This window comes from Lentzea sp. NPDC004782 (assembly GCF_040609115.1).
Taxonomy (GTDB): domain Bacteria; phylum Actinomycetota; class Actinomycetes; order Mycobacteriales; family Pseudonocardiaceae; genus Lentzea.
This window is the reverse complement of the sequence record NZ_JBEXJN010000087.1, coordinates 1-19,132: the sequence shown is the minus strand read 5'-3', so window position 1 is coordinate 19,132 and position 19,132 is coordinate 1. Positions and strand designations below refer to the sequence as shown.

The following is a 19,132-nucleotide window of genomic DNA, read 5'->3' as shown; positions in this document are numbered from 1 at the left end:
ATGGGTGAGGCTCGAAGCTCGTCGATCCGTCTGCAGGTCCTGAACGCCGTCACCGACGGCACGCTCAGGCAGCTGGAGCTCGACAAGCTCCTGGAGGTCCTGCTCAGGCGCGTCCGCGACCTGTTCGCGGTCGACACCGTCACGGTCCTGCTGGTGGATCGCAGCGGCCGGCAGCTGGTGGCCAGGGCGGCCTCGGGGCTGGAGGAGGAAGTCTTCCAGGGCGTGCGGGTGCCCGTCGGCAAGGGTTTCGCCGGTCGCGTGGCCCACCTGCGGGAGCCGGTGCAGATCGAGCGCGTCGACAAGTCCACTGTGGTCAACCCGTTGCTGTGGGAGCACGGGCTGCAGGTGCTGCTCGGCGTGCCGATGATCGCCGAGGGTGAGCTGACCGGAGTGGTGCACGTCGGCAGCACCACGCCACGCCGGTTCACCGACGAGGAGGTCGACGCTCTCCACCTGGTCGCCGACCGTCTCGCGGTGGCGGTGTACATGGACCGGACGCGGTCCGAACGCGCCGCGGCCGCGCTGTTGCAGGAGAGCCTGCTGCCGGCGCGCCTGCCGAGCACCGAGGGCTGGGAGCTGGCGGCCCGCTACGTCCCCGGCGCGGAAAGCGGTGTCGGTGGTGACTGGTACGACGTGTTCCCGTTGCCCGGTGAGCGGATCGGCGTCGTGATAGGCGACGTCGTCGGTCACGGACTGCGGGCCGCTGTGGTGATGGGACGGTTGAGGAGTGCGTTGCGCGCCTACGCGCTGGAGTACTCCGATCCCGCGGAGGTCCTGGGCAAGCTCGACCGCAAGGCCAGCCACTTCGAGACCGACACCATGGCCACGGTCGCCTACGCGGTCATCGACACGGCGACCCACCGCATGAGCCTCGCCTCGGCCGGACACCTGCCGCCCGTCCTCGCCACGCCGGGGGACGAAGCCCGGTTCATGCCGGTTCCCGTCGGTCCGCCCATCGGCTACGACCTCGCCGGCACCGGTCGCCGCAGCCTCGATGTCGACGTACCCGTGGGCACCGTGATGGTCCTCTACACGGACGGTCTGGTGGAACGCAGGGGAGAGGACCTGGACGAGGGCCTGGAACGGCTGCGCCGGGTCGTCCGCTCGACGGAACCGGAGGTGGCGTGCATCCGGATCATGGCCACGATGGTCGGCGACCGGCCGGCGACCGACGACATCGCGGTGGTGGCGATCCGGCACAGCGACACGCGCTGATCGGCTGAGGAACTCGCCGTCGGGTGAGGTGGATGAAGGGCTCCTTCCTCCACCTGGTGTGGATGAAGGAGCCCTTCATCCACGCCGCCGCGAACCTCGCCGAGGCGAACCGGCTGGGCGAGCTCGGCCCGCAGGGACTCGACGACACGCCGTGGCTGGTCGCCGGCTACGGCACGCAGGAGGCGCGCCGCGGCCCCGGCGGTCAGACCCACCCGGGCGGCGGCGTCCGGATGAAGGCGCCGGTGACCTTCAACGCGCTGAACAACGCCTGGGTGCGGCTCGCCATGACCGCTCCGCAGGGCAACGGCGGTGCCTGCTACGGCGACTCCGGCGGCCCGAACTTCGCCACGATCAACGGCAGGCTGACCCTCGCGGCCACGACGATCACGGGTGACACGCCCTGCTACGCGACGAACGTGGTCTACCGGCTCGGCACCCCGGGAGCGAGGGACTTCCTGCGCCCGTTCGTCACCCTGCCCTGATCCTCGACCGTCCACACCGGACCGGAGTTTGCGTCCGGTGTGGACGGCGCTCGGGCTTCCATCGCACACATCCGGTCCGACCGCAAGGGCTTGGCACAGCGCGAAGCTTCGTTCAAGATGCCGCGCGTGCAGAGTGCGGCGGGGTACGGCGACAGCGGTGAGATGTCCGGTCTCGCGTGGTCACCGCCGCGCACGAGAGCGGAGATCCCCACCGCGGACGCGGTTCTCGCCGCGGCACGGCGCGGCGACGAGGACGCCTTCCGAGCCCTCTACCGGGACGTCCAGCCGAAGCTGCTGCGGTACCTCCAGGTGCTGGTCGGAGCCGACGCCGAGGACGTGGCGTCCGACGCCTGGCTGCAGATCGCGCGAGACCTGGGCTCGTTCCGCGGCGACCTCGACGGGTTCCGCGGCTGGGCGACCACCATCGCCCGCAACCGCGCCCTCGACCACCTGCGCAAACAGCAGCGCCGGCCGGTCGTGCACGCGACCGTCGAGGACGTGGCCGAACCCGCCGGGCTTGAGGACACCGCCCAGGCGGCGCTGGACTCGGCGGCCACCGACGCCGCGCTGGCCGTGATCGCCCGGCTGCCGCGCGACCAGGCGGAAGCCGTGCTGTTGCGGGTCGTCGTCGGTCTCGACGCGAAGTCCGCCGCCAAGGTGCTCGGCAAGCGGCCGGGAGCTGTCCGCACGGCAGCGCACCGCGGCCTGCGCGCACTGGCAGAGCACCTCACCCCACCAGGGAAAACATCATCGGAGTGACAAAAAACGGAGTCCTGACGCTGAAGGACGTGAGATGAGCACCGACCGTTCCCGCCGCATCGACCGGCCCACCGCGGAGCAACTGCTGCGCGGCGCGCCGGCCCCTGGGCACGACCGCCTGAGCGACCTGCTCGCGGCGGCGTCCGCCCCGGCCCGGGACCGGGAACTGGCCGGTGAGCAGGTCGCCGTGGCGGCGTTCCGCGACGCTCGTCTCGCCACCGCCCCTCAGCGACGGAGACCTCGGATGCTCAAGATCGCCCTGGCCAACCTGCTCTCGGTGAAGATCGCCGGTGCCGCGGCACTCACCGCCGGCGGCATCGCGCTGGCGGCCGCCACGGGCACGCTGCCCGGTCAGCACCGCGAGGAGCCCACGACCCCGGTGAACACGAACGTCGTCAGCACGACGTCCGCCACCGGCCCCGCGACGTCGAAGGCGCAGGAGAAGAAGCCGGACGACAACAACCCGTCCCCCTCCCCGTCGCTCAAGGGCCTGTGCCAGGCCTACACCGCGGGCGCCGGCTCCGAGCACGGCAAGGCGCACGACAACCCGGCGTTCAGCGCGCTCGTCACGGCGGCGGGTGGTGCGGACCGGGTCCCCGCCTTCTGCGCCGACCTGCTCGCCGACAAGCCGGGCAAGTCCGACCACACGCAGGACAAGCCCGACCACGCGCCGGACAAGCCCACCCACCCGAGCCGCTGACCAGCACCAGAACCTCCGGCGACCCGCCCTCTCCCCCACCGGGTCGCCTGCTCCGGGACGGGCGGCGGCCTGCCCCTCACGCCGCCGCTCGTCCGCCCTTTCCCGCCGCACCAGACGTGGAGGAAAGCCCGTGCCCGACGCCTGTCCGCACACCCTGTCCGCCGGCAGTTACCTGCTCGGCCTGCTCACCACCGAGGAGACCGACGAATTCCGGCGGCACAGCACGCGATGCGCCTTGTGCCAGTGGGAGATCGTGGCGCTGATGCCGGGCGCCCTCTTCCTGCAGGAGCTCAAGGCCGACGTCCTGGCGGCGGAACAGCGCCTGTGCACGGATCGGCCGGTTCTGGCGGCGGTCGCGGCGCGGGAACCGCGATGGGTTCCCGGCTGCCGCACCGCCTGACTCGGCCGCGTGCTGTCCGAAGTGGACTGTCAGCGCCAGCCGAGCGCCGGCGCCACGTGCACCAGGATGTCCTCGATGACGTGCGCGCAGTAGTCCGGGCCGAGCTGGTTCGGCACGGTCAGCAGCAGCGTGTCGGCCTCCGCGATCGCCTCGTCGCCGGCCAGCTGCTCGACCAGCACGTCCGGCTCGGCCGCGTACGAGCGCCCGAAGATCGCCCGGTTCGGTCCGTCGATGAACCCGACCTGGTCGGTGCTCTCGCCGTCACCGCCGAAGTACGCGTGGTCGAGGTCCGTGGTGAGCGCGAAGATGCTGCGCGACACCGACACCCGCGGCTCGCGCTCCTGCCCGGCCTCGGTCCAGGCCTTGCGGAACGCCCGGATCTGCTCGGCCTGCTGGACGTGGAACGGCGCACCGCCCTCGTCGAACTTCAGCGTCGAGCTCATCAGGTTCATGCCCTGCTCGGCCGCCCACACGGCTGTGCCGTTGGACCCGGCGCCCCACCAGATGCGGTCGCGCAGGCCGGGCGAGTGCGGTTCGAGGCGCAGCAGGCCGGGCGGGTTCGGGAACATCGGCCGCGGGTTGGGCCGCGCGAACCCGTCGCCCTCCAGCGCCTTCAGGAACACCTCGGCGTGCCGGCGCGCCATGTCGGCGTCGGTCTCGCCCTCGGCGGGCTGGTAGCCGAAGTGCCGCCACCCGTCGACGACCTGCTCGGGTGATCCCCGGGAGATGCCGAGCTGCAGCCTGCCGCCGGCGATGAGGTCGGCCGACCCGGCGTCCTCGACCATGTACAGCGGGTTCTCGTAGCGCATGTCGATCACGCCGGTGCCGATCTCGATGCGCTCCGTCCTCGCCCCGATCGCCGCGAGCAGCGGGAACGGCGACGCGAGCTGCCTGGCGAAGTGGTGCACCCGGAAGTAGGCGCCGTCCGCGCCCAGCTCCTCGGCGGCCACGGCCAGGTCGATCGACTGCAGCAACGTGTCCGCCGCGGACCTCGTCTGCGAGTGCGGGCTGTCCGACCAGTGCCCGAACGACAGAAACCCGATCTTCTTCATACCGTGCACAACGCTTCCGGCGTGCTCCGGCATTCCGGGCTCCACAAACGACAACGGGAAGGAGATCGTCTCTCCCTCCCACTTCAACATATAGCGCACCCCGGGGCTTGCGGCAAGACCCGTGTCGTGCCGCAGAATCTCCCGCCTTGGCGCACAGTGGACTGCGTCGCGCACAGGGATTCATCGGGGGAAGGCAGCGGATGAGCGGCTACGTGCTGGGTTTCGACGAGGTCGACCGGACGCGGATCGAGGTGGCCGGGGGCAAGGGCGCACACCTGGGGGAACTCTCGCGCATCGGCGACGTCCAGGTACCACCGGGCTTTTGCGTCACGACGGACGCGTTCCGGCGAGTGGTGCGCGACACACCGTCCATCGAGGACGGTCTGCGGCGGCTGGAGCTGCTGACCGCCGCTGACCGGCAGGCGATCGGCACGTCGAGCGCGGAGATCCGGCAGGCGATCGAGCAGGCCGCGATCCCCGGCGACGTGGTGGCGGAGATCACCGATGCGGTCACCCGGCTCGGGGAGCAGGTCGCGTGCGCGGTGCGGTCGAGCGCGACCGCGGAGGACCTGCCGACGGCGTCGTTCGCGGGACAGCAGGACACGTACCTCAACGTCGTGGGACCCGAGGAGATCCTGCGGCACGTGAGCCGGTGCTGGGCCTCGCTGTTCACCGAGCGGGCCGTGGCCTACCGGCTGCGCAACGGTTTCGGCCACCGCAGGGTCCACATGGCGGTGGTCGTGCAGCGGATGGTGTTCCCGAGGGCGGCCGGCGTGCTCTTCACCGCCGACCCCGTCACGTCCAACCGCAAGGTCGTCTGCGTCGAGGCCGGCTTCGGTCTCGGTGAGGCCCTGGTGTCGGGGCTGGTCAGCCCGGACGTCTACCGGGTCAGGGACGGCGAGATCGTCGAACGGGCGGTCGGCGCGAAGAAGCTGGCCGTCCGCGCCCTGCCCTCCGGCGGCACCGAGGAGCAGTCGGTCGACCCGGCGCAGCAGGGGCAGGCGGCGCTGACCGACGACGAGGTCCTGCGGCTGGCCGCGCTGGGCAGGCGGATCGAGCAGCACTTCGGGCGGCCGCAGGACGTCGAGTGGTGCCTGGACGACGACGGGTTCCACGTCGTGCAGAGCCGGGCGATCACCACGCTGTTCCCCGTTCCGGAGACGGACGACCAGGAGAACCACGTCTACGTCTCCGTCGGTCACCAGCAGATGATGACCGACGCCATGAAACCCCTGGGCCTGTCGGTGTGGCAGCTGACCACGCCCCGTCCCATGGCCGTCGCGGGCGGGCGCCTGTTCGTCGACGTCACCCCGATCCTGAGCAGGCCCGCCAGCCGCGCCGGGTTCATGGGGGTCGCGGGCAACTCCGACACGTTGATGGGTGACGCCCTGCGGACCGTCCTCGCCCGCGACGGCTTCATCCCGTCACTGCCGGACGACGGTCCTGGCCAGGCGATTCCCGGCATCGCGCCGACCACGATCGAGACCGACCCGGACATCGTCACCGAGCTGATCGCCAACGCCGAGACGTCCATCGCCCTGCTGAAGCGCGAGATCGGCGAGAAGTCCGGAACCGAGCTGCTCGACTTCGTCCTGGCGGACTTCCAGGAGCTGCGGCGGATCCTGTTCGACCCGCGCAGCAGCCAGGCGGTCCTGGCTGGCATGCAGGCGACCTGGTGGCTCAACGACAACCTGCGGGACTGGCTCGGCGAGAAGAACGCGGCCGACACCCTCACGCTGTCGGCTCCGCACAACGTCACGTCGGAGATGGGCCTCGCGCTGCTCGACGTCGCCGACGTGATCCGCCCGCACGCGGAAGTCGTCGCGTTCCTGCGGGACGTCTCGGACGACGACTTCCTGGACGGTCTCGGCGAGCTGCCCGGTGGACCGGAAGCGCGCGCCGCCATCGAGGGCTACCTGGACAGGTACGGCATGCGCTGCGTCGGCGAGATCGACATCACCAGGCCGCGGTGGAGCGAACGCCCGGCCGCGCTGCTGCCGATGATCCTCACCAACGTCCGGAACTTCGAGCGCGGCGAGAGTGCGCGCCGCTTCGAGGAAGGACGGCAGCAGGCGTCGCGCAAGGAGCAGGAACTGCTGGAGCGCCTGCGCCTCCTCCCCGATGGTGCGCAGAAGGCCGGCGAGACCAAGCGGATGATCGACCGCGTGCGGACGTTCATCGGTTACCGCGAGTACCCGAAGTACGCCATGATCAGCCGCTACTTCGTCTACAAGCAGGCCCTGCTGCGCGAGGCCGACAGGCTCGTGCGGTCCGGCGTGATCGACGAGACGGAGGACGTCTTCTTCCTGACGTTCCAGGAGCTTCAGGACGTCGTGCGGACCGGTGAGGCCGACCGCGAGCTCGTCCGCGAGCGCCGGGAGGCGTTCCGGTCGTACGAGGCGCTGACGCCACCGCGCGTGCTCACGTCGGACGGCGAGGCGATCACCGGTACGTACCGGCGCGACGACGTGCCCGCCGGTGCGCTGGTCGGGCTGCCGGTGTCGGGCGGCACCGTCGAAGGCCGGGCCCGCGTGGTCCTCGACATGGCGGAGGCGGACCTCGAACCGGGCGACATCCTCGTCACGGCGCACACGGACCCGAGCTGGTCGCCGTTGTTCGTCGCGATCTCCGGCCTGGTGACGGAGGTCGGGGGCCTGATGACGCACGGCGCGGTGGTCGCGCGGGAGTACGGCCTCCCCGCCGTCGTCGGGATGGAACACGCCACGCGCCTGATCTCCGACGGGCAGCGGATCCGGGTCAACGGCACGGACGGGTACGTGGAGATCCTGTCCGAGGCGTGAGGCTCACGCGGTCAGGCGTGAGGTCAGGATGCCCTCGACCGCGGCGGCGAACGTGTCGCCGACCGGGCCGGGGTCGGTGAGGCAGCCCGCCGCCATCGCCCCGTCGCGCAGCATGACGAAGTGCCTGCCGTCGAGCTCGGCGGGAGTGTCGCCGACGCGCGCGAGCAGGCTCGTGACGGTGTCCTGGAACCACTGGCGGTGTGCCAGCACCGCCTGGTGCACGGGGTGGGCGGGGTCGGGGTACTCGGCCGCGGCGTTGAGGAAGGCGCAGCCGCGGAACCCCTCCGTGCGGATGTGCTCGGCGATCCCGCGCGCAACGCCCCGCACGGCATCGGCGTCGTCCGCGGCCGCGGCCACGGCGGCGTCGACCTGTGCGCGGGTCGCCCGGTCCGCCTCCGCGAGGTAGGCGACGACCAGTTCCTCCTTGCCGGCGAAGTGCCGGTACATCGTCGCGCGGGTCACCTTCGCCTCGGCGAGGATGCGGTCCACGCCGACGGAGTGCAGCCCTTCCGCGTAGAACAGCCGGGCGGCGGTCCCGAGCAGGCGGAGGCGGGCGTCGGACGCGGTGCGGGTCACCCGGCCACACTAGCAGAGAGAACGTTCGTTCTTGACAGCCGCGACCACGGGCTGACAGCCTCTAGGTAGAAAGAACGTTCTCCCTACCTCAAGGACGACCCGTGAGCCTCGGCACCGCAAACCTCGCCCCCGCCCTCCGCACGCTGTACCTCGTCCGCTTCGGTTTCGCCCTCGTGTGGGCGGTGCTGCTGTTCCTCACCGCGACCGAGATCGGCCCGGTCAGCGGCACACTGCTGGTGCTCTACCCGCTCTTCGACGTGGCCGCGGTCGTGGCCGACAGCCGCAGGTCGGGAGCCGGCCGAGCGTCCGCGGCCCTCTACGCCAACATCGCCGTGAGCACGCTCGCGGCAGCGGGCCTGGCGTTCGCCGCGACCTCCGGAATCCCCTCGGCGCTGCGCGTGTGGGGTGCCTGGGCGATCGTGTCCGGGCTGGCGCAGCTGGCCGTGGGCCTGGTCCGCCGGAGCCTCGGCGGACAGTGGCCGATGATCGTCAGCGGCGCGATCTCCACGCTCGCCGGCACGTCGTTCATCGTGCAGGCCGGTGGCGCCGACGCGACGCTGCGCAACCTCGCGGGTTACGCGGCGATCGGCGGCGTCTTCTTCCTGGTGTCGGCGTTGCGGCTCGGCCGCGCGTAGGCGGTTCAGATCCGTTCGGGCGTGGTGATGCGGACGTCGGTCACCCCGGCGACCGCGCGGGCCAGCACCTCGGCGACGTGCCGGTCGGTCGCGTCGCTCATGCTGTCCACAATGGACACATGACCGGCGTGCACCCGGACCTGCCAGCGGTGCGCGGCGCCCAGGACGTTGAGGCGGTGACGGATCTCCGCCTCGATGACCCAGTCGTCGCGGCTGATGGAGCGGAGCAGGTCGCGGCGGGTCACGATGCCGACGAGGCGGCCCTCGTGCACGACCGGGATGCTGCGCACGCCGTGTTCGAGCATCAGGTCGGCGACTTCGGCGAGGTCGGTGTTCGGGGTGACCGTCACCGCGGGCTTGGTCATCACCTGGGCCACGACGTCGCCGGGGGCGTGCCGCGGGACGGGCGGTTCGCCGTGCACCAGGCGGCGGGGGTCCTGCGGCAGCCGGTCGCGCAGCAGTTCGGCCTCGCTCACGACGCCGACGAACGTGCCGGCGGTGTCGACCACGGGCAGGGCGGTGAAGCCGCGGTCGGCCAGCAACCGGGCGGCGTCGCGGGCACCGGTGTCCGGGCCGACCACCACGACCTCGGTCGTCATCACGTCTCGGGTCCTCATCTCGTCGACCCCTTCCTCAGCCGAAGATCTCGGTCTGGCGCGGCTGCGCCGTGTCGTTCCACGCGCACCGCAGCCGGTTGCGCAGGTCGACCACGCCGGGCAGCGCGCGCACGAGGTGGTCGGCGATGTCGATCTCGCTCTGCCGTTCCAGCCGCCCCTGCAACGCGACGACCCCGTCGGTCACCGCGATGTAGATCGTGTCCGGGTCGACCCAGAGCGTCCGGCCGAAGATCTCGTCGCGGATCGTCCTGCGCAGTTCCTCGTCGTCCTGGACGAAGACCTTCAGCAGGTCGCGCCGTGACAGCACGCCGACGAGCGCACCGTCGTCGTCCAGCACGAAAAGCCTGCGCACCCCGGTCTCGGCGAGCTCCCTGGCCGCCGCGCTGGCCGTGGTGTCCGGCGAGACGCTCTTGACCGGGCTGGTCATCAGGTCCCCGGCGGTCAGCCCGGCGGCCTGCTCGAAGCGGTGCTTCGCGTCGCGTCCGGCGAACAGGCCGGGCGCGTCCTCGGTGCCGCCGCGGAACTCCTCCTTCGGCAGCAGATCGGCCTCCGACACCACGCCCACCGGATAGCCGCCGTCCAGCACCGGCACGGCACTGATGCCGTGCTCTTCCAGCAGCCGCACCACGTCCTTGAACGAGGTCTCCACGTCCGCACTGATCACCTCACGCGTCATCAGCGAGGAAACAGTCGGTTCACGCATGACACCCTCCGGTGATCCGTTCGTTCACTCGTGCTCCAGCGTCGTCGTGCCCCGCGCCGCTCGACACGTGCCAAAGGCGTCGACGGCCGGGACGGCGGTCCCGACTCGCAGGGGACCTAGGCCCCTCACCCCGATCCGTTGGCACTGCGAGGTTTGAGGCGAAACCGAAGACCCTGGAGGTGAGCCGGATGGACCGCGGTCAGCCGGACGAGAACACCCTGCGGGCCGCGGTGGCCCTCGCCTGCCGCGCGCCGTCGGTGCACAACACCCAGCCGTGGCGCTGGGAACTCGGTGAGCACAGCCTGCACCTGTACGCTGACCGCTCCCGCGCACTGCCCGCGATCGACCCGCTGGGCGCGGACCTGACCATCAGCTGCGGAGCCGCACTGCACCACCTGCGGGTGGGACTCGCGGCGCTCGGCTGGCGGGCGGTCGTGCACCGCCTGCCGAATCCGGCGCAGCCCGACCACCTCGCCGCGATCGAGTTCCAGCAGCGCGAGCCGCGCCAGTCGGACATCGCTCTGGCGTCGGCGATTCCGCGCAGGCGAACGGACCGCCGCGCGTTCTCGTCCTGGGCGGTGCCCGAGGCGATCATCGGTCAGCTCGTGGCGGACGCGCGCGCCGAAGGCGTTGAGGCCGAGGAGGTGGTGGGCACGGCACGCGACGAGCTGCTCATGGCCATCGTCGCCGCCGCCGAGGCGCAGGAGGCCGACCCGGCGTACCTGGCCGAGATCCGCGAGTGGACCGGCGTCTACCCCGGAGCCTCGGCAGGCGTGCCGGCCGCGAACATCCCGGCCGGCTCGCGGCAGTACGGCAACCTCCGGATGCGCGAGTTCGCGCCCGGCGAGCTCCTGCAGACCAACCAACTGCGGCTGGGCGAGGACGCCGGCTCCCTCATCATCCTGAGCACCTCCTCCGACGACGAGCTGTCCCAGCTGCGGGCCGGTGAGGCGACCAGCGCGGTGCTGCTGGAGGCCACGTCCGCCGGCCTCGCGTCCTGCCCGCTCAGCCAGCCGCTGGAAGTCGTCCAGACCAGGGAACTCGTCCGCGACCAGGTGCTCGGTGGTTCGACCTGTCCGCAACTCGTCATCCGGGTCGGCTGGGCCGGGTTCAACGCCGACCCGCTGCCCGCCACCCCCCGCCGTCCCGTCATCGACGTCCTCACCCCGTAGGAGCGGTTATGAGCAACTACATCCGTGAGTTCGCCACCCTCGGCAAGAACGACACCGCGATCGCCGGCGGGAAAGGCGCGAACCTCGGCGAGTGCACGCGCGCCGGACTGCCGGTGCCACCCGGATTCGTCGTGACCGCCGAGGCGTTCCTCACGTCGATGGGCCAGGTCCGCGACGACCTCGCCACCGAACTGGCGATCGCGCTCGACCGGGCGACCTCGCCCGAGCGGCTCGCGGAGGCCGCCGAGCGGATGCGCGAGCTCGTGCGCAAGGCCGGCATCTCCGACGACGTCCGGCACGACGTGCTGCAGGCCTACCGCGACCTCGGTCAGGACGAGTCCGTGGCCGTGCGGTCCTCCGCCACGTCGGAAGACACCGCCGGCGCCTCGTTCGCGGGGATGAACAGCACGTTCACCAACACCCGGGGCGCGCACGCCCTGCTCGACCGGCTGCTGGACTGCTGGGTGTCGCTGTTCGGCACGCGCTCGGTCGCCTACCGGGCCGAACAGGGCATCACCGACGAACCCGCGATCGCCGTCGTGGTGCAGAAGATGGTGAACTCCGAACGGTCCGGCGTCATGTTCACCGCAGACCCGTCCAGCGGCGACCGCGACAAGATGCTCGTCGAGGCCTCGTTCGGACTGGGTGAGGTGGTCGTGAGCGGCTCGGTCGAGCCGGACACCTACGTGTTGCGGCGCAAGGGAGATGCGGTGTCCCTTGTGGACACCCGGATCGGCCGCAAGACGCACAAGATCATCCGTGGCGAGAACGGGTCGGACCAGCGCGTCGACCTCACGACCGAGGAGTCGCACGCGCAGGTGCTGACCGAGGCCGAGGCGATCGCGATCGGACAGCTCGGCGTCCGCGTGCAGCGCCACTACGGCGAACCGCAGGACACCGAGTGGGCCATCGCCGACGGCACCACCTGGCTGGTGCAGTCCCGGCCCATCACCACGCTGCCCGACGCCGCGGTGTCGCTGGACGGTCCACTGGTCGCCGGGCTCGCCGCGTCGCCCGGCATCGCGTCCGGACGGGTGCGCGTGCTGCGCTCCCCCGACGAGGGCGGCCGGCTGCGCGACGGCGAGGTGCTGGTCGCCGAGATGACCAACCCGGACTGGGTGCCGACCATGCGCCGCGCGTCCGCGGTGGTCACCGACGGCGGCGGCATCACCTGCCACGCCGCCATCGTGGCCCGCGAACTGCGCGTCCCGTGCGTCGTGGGCACGGGCTCGGCCACCTCGGTGCTCAAGGAGGGGCAGCAGGTCACCGTCGACGGCAGCGCCGGAGAGGTGCGTGCGGGCTCGGCCCCGATCACCACCGCGCCGCGGATCGTCGCCCCAGCGGTACCCGCCACCGAAGCTCTCGGCACACGGGTGTACGTCAACCTCGCCCTGCCCGAGCACGCCGCCGAGGTCGCCGCCATGCCCGTCGACGGCGTCGGCCTGCTCCGCGCGGAGTTCATGCTCACCGACGCACTCGGCGCCGAGCACCCGCGGCGGTTCCTCGCGCAGCACGGCACCGAGGACTTCCTCAACGCCATGACCGCGTCACTGCTGCAGATCACCCACGCGTTCGCGCCGCGCCCGGTCGTCTACCGCACCATGGACTTCCGCACCAACGAGTTCCGCGAGCTCAAGGGCGGCGAGGAGTTCGAGAAGCACGAGCACAACCCGATGATCGGCTACCGCGGCTGCTACCGGTACGTCGACGACCCGATGCTCTTCGCGCTGGAACTCGAAGCACTCGCGCGGGTGCGGGAGCAGACGCCGAACCTGCACCTGATGATCCCGTTCGTGCGCACCAAATGGGAACTCGACGCCTGCCTGGAACAGATCGACCGCAGCCCGCTCGGCCGCCAGCGCGGCCTGCACCGGTGGGTCATGGCCGAGGTTCCGTCGGTGGCGTACTGGATCCCCGAGTACGCGCGGTCCGGCATCGACGGGGTGTCCATCGGCAGCAACGACCTCACCCAGCTGATGCTCGGCGTCGACCGCGACTCCGAGCTGTGCGCGGACCTGTTCGACGAGTCCGATCCCGCGGTGCTCGACATGATCGGCCGCATCGTCACCGCCGCTCGTGACGCCGGCATCACCTCGTCGCTGTGCGGGCAGGCGCCGTCCAACAAGCCGGAGTTCGCCGAGAAGCTCGTGGAGTTCGGCATCACCTCCATCTCGGTCAACCCCGACGCCCTCCCCGCGGCCCGGGCAGCGATCGGATCCGCCGAACGCCGCCTCCTGCTGCGCACCGGCTACTCGAAGGTGTTGGCATGACTGGGGTTCTCGTCGCCTATGCGACCAAGATGGGCGGCACGAAGGAGATCGCGGAGGCGATCGCGGCACGGATCCGTGCCGCCTCGCACGAGGTGATCGTGCTGGACGCCGCGAAGGTCCGGTCGGTCGAGCCGTACGAGGCGGTCGTGCTGGGCAGCGCGCTCTACTCGACGCGGTGGCGGCCGGAAGCGGTGAAGTTGCTCAAGCGCAACGAACGCGTTCTCGCCGGCAAGCCGGTCTGGCTGTTCCACAGCGGACCGCTCGGCACCGAAGTCGCCGAGCAGAAGGCACCGCGCAAGGTGCGCGAGCTCGCCGCCCGCATCGGGGCCGAGGAGCCGAAGACGTTCGGGGGCAGGCTCACGCCGCAGACCGCGGCCGGGTTCCTGGCGCGGAAGATGGCGAACGGGCCGATGGCGGGCGATCACCGGGACTGGGAGGAGATCGACAGGTGGGCGCATTCGATCACCGAGCACCTGGTCGCGGCGCGGTGAAGCGCGACTTCGGTCCCACCCCGGCGGTCCCGAGAAGCTCGGACCATGACGACTGACACCGCGACGGAGCCGGCCAGCGATCCGCGGGAGCCGCTGGACCGGCTCTTCCGCGACCTGCGCACCAAGCCGGCCGGCCTGTCCAGCCGGGAGGCGGCGCGGCGGCTGCTGGCACACGGCCCCAACGAGCTCATCCGGCGCAAGGGCCGGAACTGGCCCAAGCAGCTGCTGCGGCAGTTCACCCACCCGCTGGCGCTCCTGCTGTGGCTGGCGGCCGCGTTCGCCTTCCTGGCGGGCACGACCGTGCTCGGTCTCGCGATCGTCGCGGTGATCGTGCTCAACGCGGCGCTGGCGTTCGTGCAGGAACAGCAGGCGGAGAAGGCGGTCGAGGCGCTGGCCGCCTACCTGCCCGCCATGGCCTCTGTGGTCCGCGACGGCGTGCGGACCTCGGTGCCCGCACGGGACCTCGTGCCCGGTGACGTGCTGATCGTCGAGGAGGGCGACCGCGTCTCGGCCGACGCGCGGCTGTTCGAGGGCGGCGTCGAGGTCGACCTCTCGACGTTGAACGGGGAGTCGCTGCCCGCGTTCCGCTCGGCGGACCTCACCGACGGCACCGGGTCGCTGGTGGACGCGCGGGACCTCGTGTTCAGCGGCACCAGCTGCACCGGTGGCGAGGGGCGTGCCGTGGTGTTCGCGACCGGCATGCGCACCGAGCTCGGCCGGATCGCGGCGCTGTCCCAGCGCGGCGGGCGGGACGAGAGCCCCCTGGAACGACAGGTGAAACGGGTCGCCTGGCTGATCGCCGCGGTGGCGGTCGGGGCGGGTGCCGCGTTCCTGCCGATCGGCGCGTTCGTGGCGGGCCTGCCGCTGGCCGACTCGTTCAACTTCGCGATCGGGCTGCTCGTCGCGAACGTGCCGGAGGGGTTGCTGCCCACCATCACGCTGGCCCTCGCGGTCGGCGTGCGGGGGCTGGCGCGCAACGGTGCCGTGGTGAAACGGCTGTCCGCGGTCGAGACGCTCGGTTCCACCACGGTGATCTGCACCGACAAGACCGGCACGCTGACGCAGAACCGCATGCGGGTCACCGACGTGTGGGCGACCGGTGACCGCGAGGTGCTGGCGCGGACGATCTCCGCGTGCAACAACGCCGACCTGGCCGCCGGCACCGGTGACCCGACCGAGCTGGCCCTGCTGCGGGCAGCCCAGGACATCGGTGCCGACGTGTCGGCCGAACACCGGTCCGCGCACCGGGTCGCACAGTTCCACTTCGACCCGGCACTGCGCCTTATGTCCACAGTGGACCATGAGGGCGGTCGCCTCGTCGTCAACGTCAAGGGAGCGCCGGAGGAGGTGCTGGCCCGCAGCACAGGCGGCTCGGCCGAGTTCGACCGGGTGATCGCCGGCTACGCCCAGCGCGGCCTGCGGTTGCTCGCCGTCGCCCGCCGCGAGTGCGACACCGTGCCGCAACGGCGCGAGGAAGCCGAACGCGACCTTGAGCTGCTGGGCGTCGTGGCGATGTTCGACCCGCCGCGCCCCGAGGTGGCCGAGGCCGTCGCCCGCTGTCACACCGCCGGCATCCGGTTGATCGTCGTCACCGGCGACCACGCGCTGACCGCCAAGGAGATCGCCCGCCAGGTCGGCATCGCCCGCAACGGCACCAAGGTCCTCACCGGGGCCGAGCTGGAGCGTCTGTCGGACGCCGAACTGGAGAAGCTGCTCAGCGGCGAGGAGGAACTGATCTTCGCGCGCAGCTCGCCCGAGGTGAAGCTCCGTGTCGCCGACGCCTTGCGCGCGCAGGGCAACGTCGTGGCTATGACCGGTGACGGCGTGAACGACGCACCGGCTTTGCGTCACGCCGACATCGGCGTCGCGATGGGCGTCGCCGGCACCGACGTGGCCAGGGAAGCGTCCACGATGGTGCTCACCGACGACAACTTCGCCACCATCGTGACCGCGGTCGAGGCCGGCCGTCGGGTCTACGACAACGTCCGCAAGTTCATCCTCTACATCTTCGCCCACGCCACGCCGGAGGTGATCCCGTTCCTGCTGTTCGCCCTGTCCGGCGGCGCGATCCCGTTGCCGCTCACGGTGTTGCAGATCCTCGCGATCGACCTCGGCACCGAAACGCTGCCCGCGCTCGCCCTCGGCCGCGAACCCGCCGAGCCGGGCATCATGACCAGGCCACCGCGGCGGCGCACGGACAACGTGATCGACGGCAGGATGTTGTGGCGCGCCTGGGGCCTGCTGGGCGGTCTGTCGGCGGTGCTGGTGCTCGGAGGGTTCTTCCTCACGCTGATCGCCGGCGGCTGGCACCCCGGCGACCCGGTGGGCGAGGGCGCGCCGCTGCACCACCTGTGGGTGCAGGCCACGACCATGTCGTTCCTGGGGATCGTGGCCTGCCAGATCGGCACCGCCTTCGCCTCCCGCACGCAGTACGCGTCACTGCGTTCGATCGGCGTGCTCAGCAACCGGCTGTTGTTGTGGGGCATCGCCTTCGAGCTCGTCTTCGCGGCGGCGGCCGTGACACTTCCACCGCTGCAGCACGTCTTCGGCACCGCCGTACCGCCCGCCTCGCACCTCGCCGTGCTCGCCGCGTTCCCGGTCGTCGTGTGGGGTGCAGACGAGCTGTGGCGGTGGCGGCAGCGTCGGCGCTGACGGGCTCAGTGCTCGTCAGACGGCAGTGCCCGGCCCGTGAAGCCGACGTGAGCCTCACGCCTGGCCCGCTCGACCATGTGCGGGTGGTGCAGGTCGAACGCGGGCCGGTTGGAGCGGATCCGGGGCAGCTCGGTGAAGTTGTGCCGCGGGGGTGGGCACGAGGTGGCCCACTCCAGCGAGCCGCCGAAGCCCCACGGGTCGTCAACGGTGACGACCTCGCCGTACCGGTAGCTCTTCACCACGTTCCAGATGAACGGCAACGTCGAGGCGCCGAGCACGTAGGCGCCGATGGTGGACAGCGTGTTGAGCGTGGTGAAGCCGTCGGACGGCAGGTAGTCGGCGTAGCGGCGGGGCATGCCCTGGTTGCCCAGCCAGTGCTGCACCAGGAAGGTGAGGTGGAAGCCGACGAACGTCGTCCAGAAGTGCAGCTTCGCCAGGCGTTCGTCCATCATCCTGCCGGTGATCTTCGGGAACCAGAAGTAGATCCCGGCGAACGTCGCGAACACGATCGTCCCGTAGAGGACGTAGTGGAAGTGGGCCACCACGAAGTAGGTGTCGGAGACGTGGAAGTCCAGCGGCGGCGCGGCGAGCAGCACCCCGCTCAGCCCGCCGAACAGGAACGTGACCAGGAACCCGACGGAGAACAGCATCGGCGACTCGAACGTGAGCTGTCCCTTCCACATCGTGCCGATCCAGTTGAAGAACTTGATCCCGGTCGGCACGGCGACGAGGAACGTCAGCAGCGCGAAGAACGGCAGCAGCACCGCACCGGTCGCGTACATGTGGTGCGCCCACACCGCGACGGACAGCGCGGCGATCGACAGCGTCGCCCAGACCAGTCCTTTGTAGCCGAAGACCGGCTTGCGGGAGAACACCGGGATGATCTCGGAGATCACCCCGAAGAACGGCAGCGCCAGGATGTAGACCTCGGGGTGACCGAAGAACCAGAACATGTGCTGCCACAGCACGACTCCCCCGTTGGCGGGGTCGAAGACGTGCGCCCCGAGCAGCCGGTCCGCGAGCAGCCCGAACCCGGCCGCCGTCAGGATCGGGAAGACGACCAGCACCAGGATGCTGGTGACCAGGATGTTCCACGTGAAGACCGGCATGCGCCACATCGTCATGCCGGGACCACGCAGGCACACCACGGTCGTGACCATGTTGACCGCGCCGAGGATCGTGCCGAGGCCGCCGACGGCCACGCCCACGATCCACAGGTTCGCGCCGACCCCGGGTGAGTGCGCCGCACCGGAGAGCGGGACGTAGGCGAACCAGCCGAAGTCCGCGGCCCCGCCGGGCGTGACGAACCCGCCCAGCATCAGCAACCCGCCGAACAGGAACAGCCAGAACGACAACGCGTTCAGCCGGGGAAACGCGACGTCCGGTGAGCCGATCTGCAACGGCAGCACGAAGTTCGCGAACCCGAACACGCTCGGCGTCGCGTACAGCAGCAACATGACGGTGCCGTGCATGGTGAACAGCTGGTTGTACTGCTCCGCGGACAGGAACTGCAGTCCCGGTCGCGCGAGCTCACCCCGGATCAGCATCGCCATCGCCCCGCCCACCATGAAGAAGGCGAACGTGGTGACCAGGTACATGACGCCGATCTGTTTGTGGTCGGTGGTGCGGAACAACGCGAGCAAGACCGAGCCCTTGGCGGTGCGCCGGGCGGGGCCGGGTGGAACGTCGATCGGGGTGGGGACGAGTGCCGTCACGGATCTCTCCAGTGTCGTCCAAACGGGAACCCCGACAGGTTCGCCCCAGCGCGGGGCGGCCTTCAGAGGCGAAGGTCCCACCTCGGCGAGGACCTTCCCGGCCCGTTCTCAGCGCTCGTCGTCCGCTGTCGATGAAGGGCTCCTTCATCGACCTCACGTGGATGAAGGAGCCCTTCATCGAGCACCCGGCACGACGCCCAGGCCGACGCGGGTCGCTCGACCTGCCCACCGGCACTCACAGCAGCGGGCCGGGAGTGAGCGGCACAGCCTCGGCGGCGTCCTCCTCCCGCTCGATCCTGGGCTCGCGGATCACGACCACCGGGCACGACGCGTGGTGCACGCAGTAGGAGCTGACCGAGCCGAGGAGGATCCCGGCGACCGGTCCGTGGCCGCGGCTGCCGACCACCAGCAGCTCGGCGTCCTCCGACGCCTTGGCGAGCACGGTCCGCGCGTCGCCCTCGACGAGGACCTGGCGGATCTCGACGCCGCTCGCGTCCTCGACACGCTTCACCGCCTCGGCGAGCACTCCCTCGTGGGCCGCCTTCAACGCCTGCGGCGAGAGCTCCCGCCACACCTCGGCGGGCAGCGGCCCGACGATCCCGCCGTAGTACTCGTAATAGGCATGGACAGCGTCGACACGGCATCCGCGCCGTCGCGCGTCCTGCACGGCCCACTCCAACGCCGCCCGTGCGGCGGCCGATCCGTCCACGCCGACCACCACGGGCCGGGACTCGTTGTCGCTCATGCACTTCAGCTTCCCGGCCGGCGTGATCACCGGTGAGTGGCCGCGGTCCCGCGGCACCGGGGACCTTCGTCCCCCCGCACAGACCGGGGCGGCCTCCCCCACCACGAGAAGGCCGCCCCGGTGTTCCTCTCACCCGGCCGGGCGGAC

The 19,132-nt window shown here is 71.1% G+C and carries 17 protein-coding genes; 11 read left to right on the top strand and 6 right to left on the bottom strand.

Annotated elements, in window-relative coordinates:
* The 5 genes from ABZV40_RS42630 (at position 1) to ABZV40_RS42610 (ending at position 3,556) form a co-directional block, all read left to right on the top strand.
* Positions 1-1,215, top strand: coding sequence for a GAF domain-containing SpoIIE family protein phosphatase (locus tag ABZV40_RS42630; protein WP_355455326.1), 1,215 nt, complete (start codon positions 1-3; stop codon positions 1,213-1,215).
* 32 nt (positions 1,216-1,247) lie between these two features.
* Positions 1,248-1,697 (top strand): hypothetical protein, encoded by a 450-nt coding sequence (locus ABZV40_RS42625; RefSeq protein WP_355455324.1) that lies wholly within the window; start codon positions 1,248-1,250, stop codon positions 1,695-1,697.
* Positions 1,698-1,823: 126 nt separating this feature from the next.
* Positions 1,824-2,456: an RNA polymerase sigma factor gene (locus tag ABZV40_RS42620; RefSeq protein WP_355455322.1), complete on the top strand. Its 633-nt coding sequence runs from the start codon at positions 1,824-1,826 to the stop codon at positions 2,454-2,456.
* 34 nt (positions 2,457-2,490) lie between these two features.
* Positions 2,491-3,156: a hypothetical protein gene (locus ABZV40_RS42615; protein ID WP_355455320.1), complete on the top strand. Its 666-nt coding sequence runs from the start codon at positions 2,491-2,493 to the stop codon at positions 3,154-3,156.
* A gap of 130 nt (positions 3,157-3,286) precedes the next feature.
* The gene (locus ABZV40_RS42610; protein WP_355455318.1) at positions 3,287-3,556 is read left to right on the top strand and encodes a hypothetical protein; all 270 of its coding nucleotides are present in this window, start codon (positions 3,287-3,289) and stop codon (positions 3,554-3,556) included.
* A 29-nt stretch (positions 3,557-3,585) separates the two neighbouring features.
* Here the strand turns inward: ABZV40_RS42610 and ABZV40_RS42605 are convergent, their stop codons facing one another.
* Complete coding sequence (locus ABZV40_RS42605) at positions 3,586-4,608, bottom strand: LLM class flavin-dependent oxidoreductase (RefSeq protein ID WP_355455336.1); 1,023 nt, start codon at positions 4,606-4,608, stop codon at positions 3,586-3,588.
* Between the two features lie 200 nt (positions 4,609-4,808).
* Here ABZV40_RS42605 and rph point away from each other — a divergent pair, with 200 nt between their 5' ends.
* Entirely contained in the window at positions 4,809-7,409 is a 2,601-nt protein-coding gene (gene rph, locus ABZV40_RS42600; RefSeq protein ID WP_355455316.1) for a rifamycin-inactivating phosphotransferase, read from the top strand.
* A 3-nt stretch (positions 7,410-7,412) separates the two neighbouring features.
* On the opposite strand, the gene ABZV40_RS42595 is transcribed toward rph, so the two are convergent.
* Entirely contained in the window at positions 7,413-7,985 is a 573-nt protein-coding gene (locus ABZV40_RS42595) for a TetR family transcriptional regulator (RefSeq protein ID WP_355455314.1), read from the bottom strand.
* Between the two features lie 101 nt (positions 7,986-8,086).
* On the opposite strand from ABZV40_RS42595, the gene ABZV40_RS42590 reads away from it, so the two are divergent.
* Positions 8,087-8,620, top strand: a complete 534-nt coding sequence (locus ABZV40_RS42590; protein ID WP_355455312.1) for a hypothetical protein — start codon at positions 8,087-8,089, stop codon at positions 8,618-8,620.
* Positions 8,621-8,625: 5 nt separating this feature from the next.
* On the opposite strand, the gene ABZV40_RS42585 is transcribed toward ABZV40_RS42590, so the two are convergent.
* On the bottom strand, positions 8,626-9,237 hold the full coding sequence (locus ABZV40_RS42585) for a CBS domain-containing protein (protein ID WP_355455310.1): 612 nt from the start codon (positions 9,235-9,237) through the stop codon (positions 8,626-8,628).
* Positions 9,238-9,253: 16 nt separating this feature from the next.
* Positions 9,254-9,940 carry a CBS domain-containing protein gene (locus ABZV40_RS42580; RefSeq protein ID WP_355455308.1) on the bottom strand — a complete coding sequence of 229 codons (687 nt, stop codon included), beginning with the start codon at positions 9,938-9,940 and terminating at the stop codon, positions 9,254-9,256.
* Between the two features lie 188 nt (positions 9,941-10,128).
* On the opposite strand from ABZV40_RS42580, the gene ABZV40_RS42575 reads away from it, so the two are divergent.
* Genes ABZV40_RS42575 through ABZV40_RS42560 form a run of 4 tightly spaced genes read left to right on the top strand, consistent with a single transcriptional unit; the run spans position 10,129 to position 16,525 of the window.
* The gene (locus ABZV40_RS42575) at positions 10,129-11,112 is read left to right on the top strand and encodes a nitroreductase family protein (RefSeq protein WP_355455306.1); all 984 of its coding nucleotides are present in this window, start codon (positions 10,129-10,131) and stop codon (positions 11,110-11,112) included.
* Positions 11,113-11,120: 8 nt separating this feature from the next.
* Positions 11,121-13,382, top strand: a complete 2,262-nt coding sequence (gene ppsA / locus ABZV40_RS42570) for a phosphoenolpyruvate synthase (protein WP_355455304.1) — start codon at positions 11,121-11,123, stop codon at positions 13,380-13,382.
* Complete coding sequence (locus ABZV40_RS42565; protein ID WP_355455302.1) at positions 13,379-13,873, top strand: flavodoxin domain-containing protein; 495 nt, start codon at positions 13,379-13,381, stop codon at positions 13,871-13,873. The genes ppsA and ABZV40_RS42565 overlap by 4 nt, the downstream gene beginning before the upstream one ends.
* A 45-nt stretch (positions 13,874-13,918) precedes the next feature.
* On the top strand, positions 13,919-16,525 hold the full coding sequence (locus ABZV40_RS42560; protein ID WP_355455300.1) for a cation-transporting P-type ATPase: 2,607 nt from the start codon (positions 13,919-13,921) through the stop codon (positions 16,523-16,525).
* Between the two features lie 5 nt (positions 16,526-16,530).
* On the opposite strand, the gene ctaD is transcribed toward ABZV40_RS42560, so the two are convergent.
* Complete coding sequence (ctaD, locus tag ABZV40_RS42555; RefSeq protein ID WP_355455298.1) at positions 16,531-18,240, bottom strand: cytochrome c oxidase subunit I; 1,710 nt, start codon at positions 18,238-18,240, stop codon at positions 16,531-16,533.
* 235 nt (positions 18,241-18,475) lie between these two features.
* A complete protein-coding gene (locus ABZV40_RS42550) occupies positions 18,476-18,985 on the bottom strand; it encodes a universal stress protein (protein ID WP_355455296.1) in 510 nt (169 codons plus the stop codon).
* Between the last annotated feature and the right edge of the window lie 147 nt (positions 18,986-19,132).

Coding starts and splice junctions, on each gene's coding strand:
- ABZV40_RS42630 (WP_355455326.1), top strand. CDS start 1: ATGGGTGAGGCTCGAAGCTCGTCGATCCGTCTGCAGGTCCTGAACGCC.
- ABZV40_RS42625 (WP_355455324.1), top strand. CDS start 1,248: ATGAAGGGCTCCTTCCTCCACCTGGTGTGGATGAAGGAGCCCTTCATC.
- ABZV40_RS42615 (WP_355455320.1), top strand. CDS start 2,491: ATGAGCACCGACCGTTCCCGCCGCATCGACCGGCCCACCGCGGAGCAA.
- ABZV40_RS42605 (WP_355455336.1), bottom strand. CDS start 4,608: ATGAAGAAGATCGGGTTTCTGTCGTTCGGGCACTGGTCGGACAGCCCG.
- rph (WP_355455316.1), top strand. CDS start 4,809: ATGAGCGGCTACGTGCTGGGTTTCGACGAGGTCGACCGGACGCGGATC.
- ABZV40_RS42585 (WP_355455310.1), bottom strand. CDS start 9,237: ATGAGGACCCGAGACGTGATGACGACCGAGGTCGTGGTGGTCGGCCCG.
- ABZV40_RS42580 (WP_355455308.1), bottom strand. CDS start 9,940: ATGCGTGAACCGACTGTTTCCTCGCTGATGACGCGTGAGGTGATCAGT.
- ABZV40_RS42575 (WP_355455306.1), top strand. CDS start 10,129: ATGGACCGCGGTCAGCCGGACGAGAACACCCTGCGGGCCGCGGTGGCC.
- ppsA (WP_355455304.1), top strand. CDS start 11,121: ATGAGCAACTACATCCGTGAGTTCGCCACCCTCGGCAAGAACGACACC.
- ABZV40_RS42565 (WP_355455302.1), top strand. CDS start 13,379: ATGACTGGGGTTCTCGTCGCCTATGCGACCAAGATGGGCGGCACGAAG.
- ABZV40_RS42560 (WP_355455300.1), top strand. CDS start 13,919: ATGACGACTGACACCGCGACGGAGCCGGCCAGCGATCCGCGGGAGCCG.
- ABZV40_RS42550 (WP_355455296.1), bottom strand. CDS start 18,985: ATGAGCGACAACGAGTCCCGGCCCGTGGTGGTCGGCGTGGACGGATCG.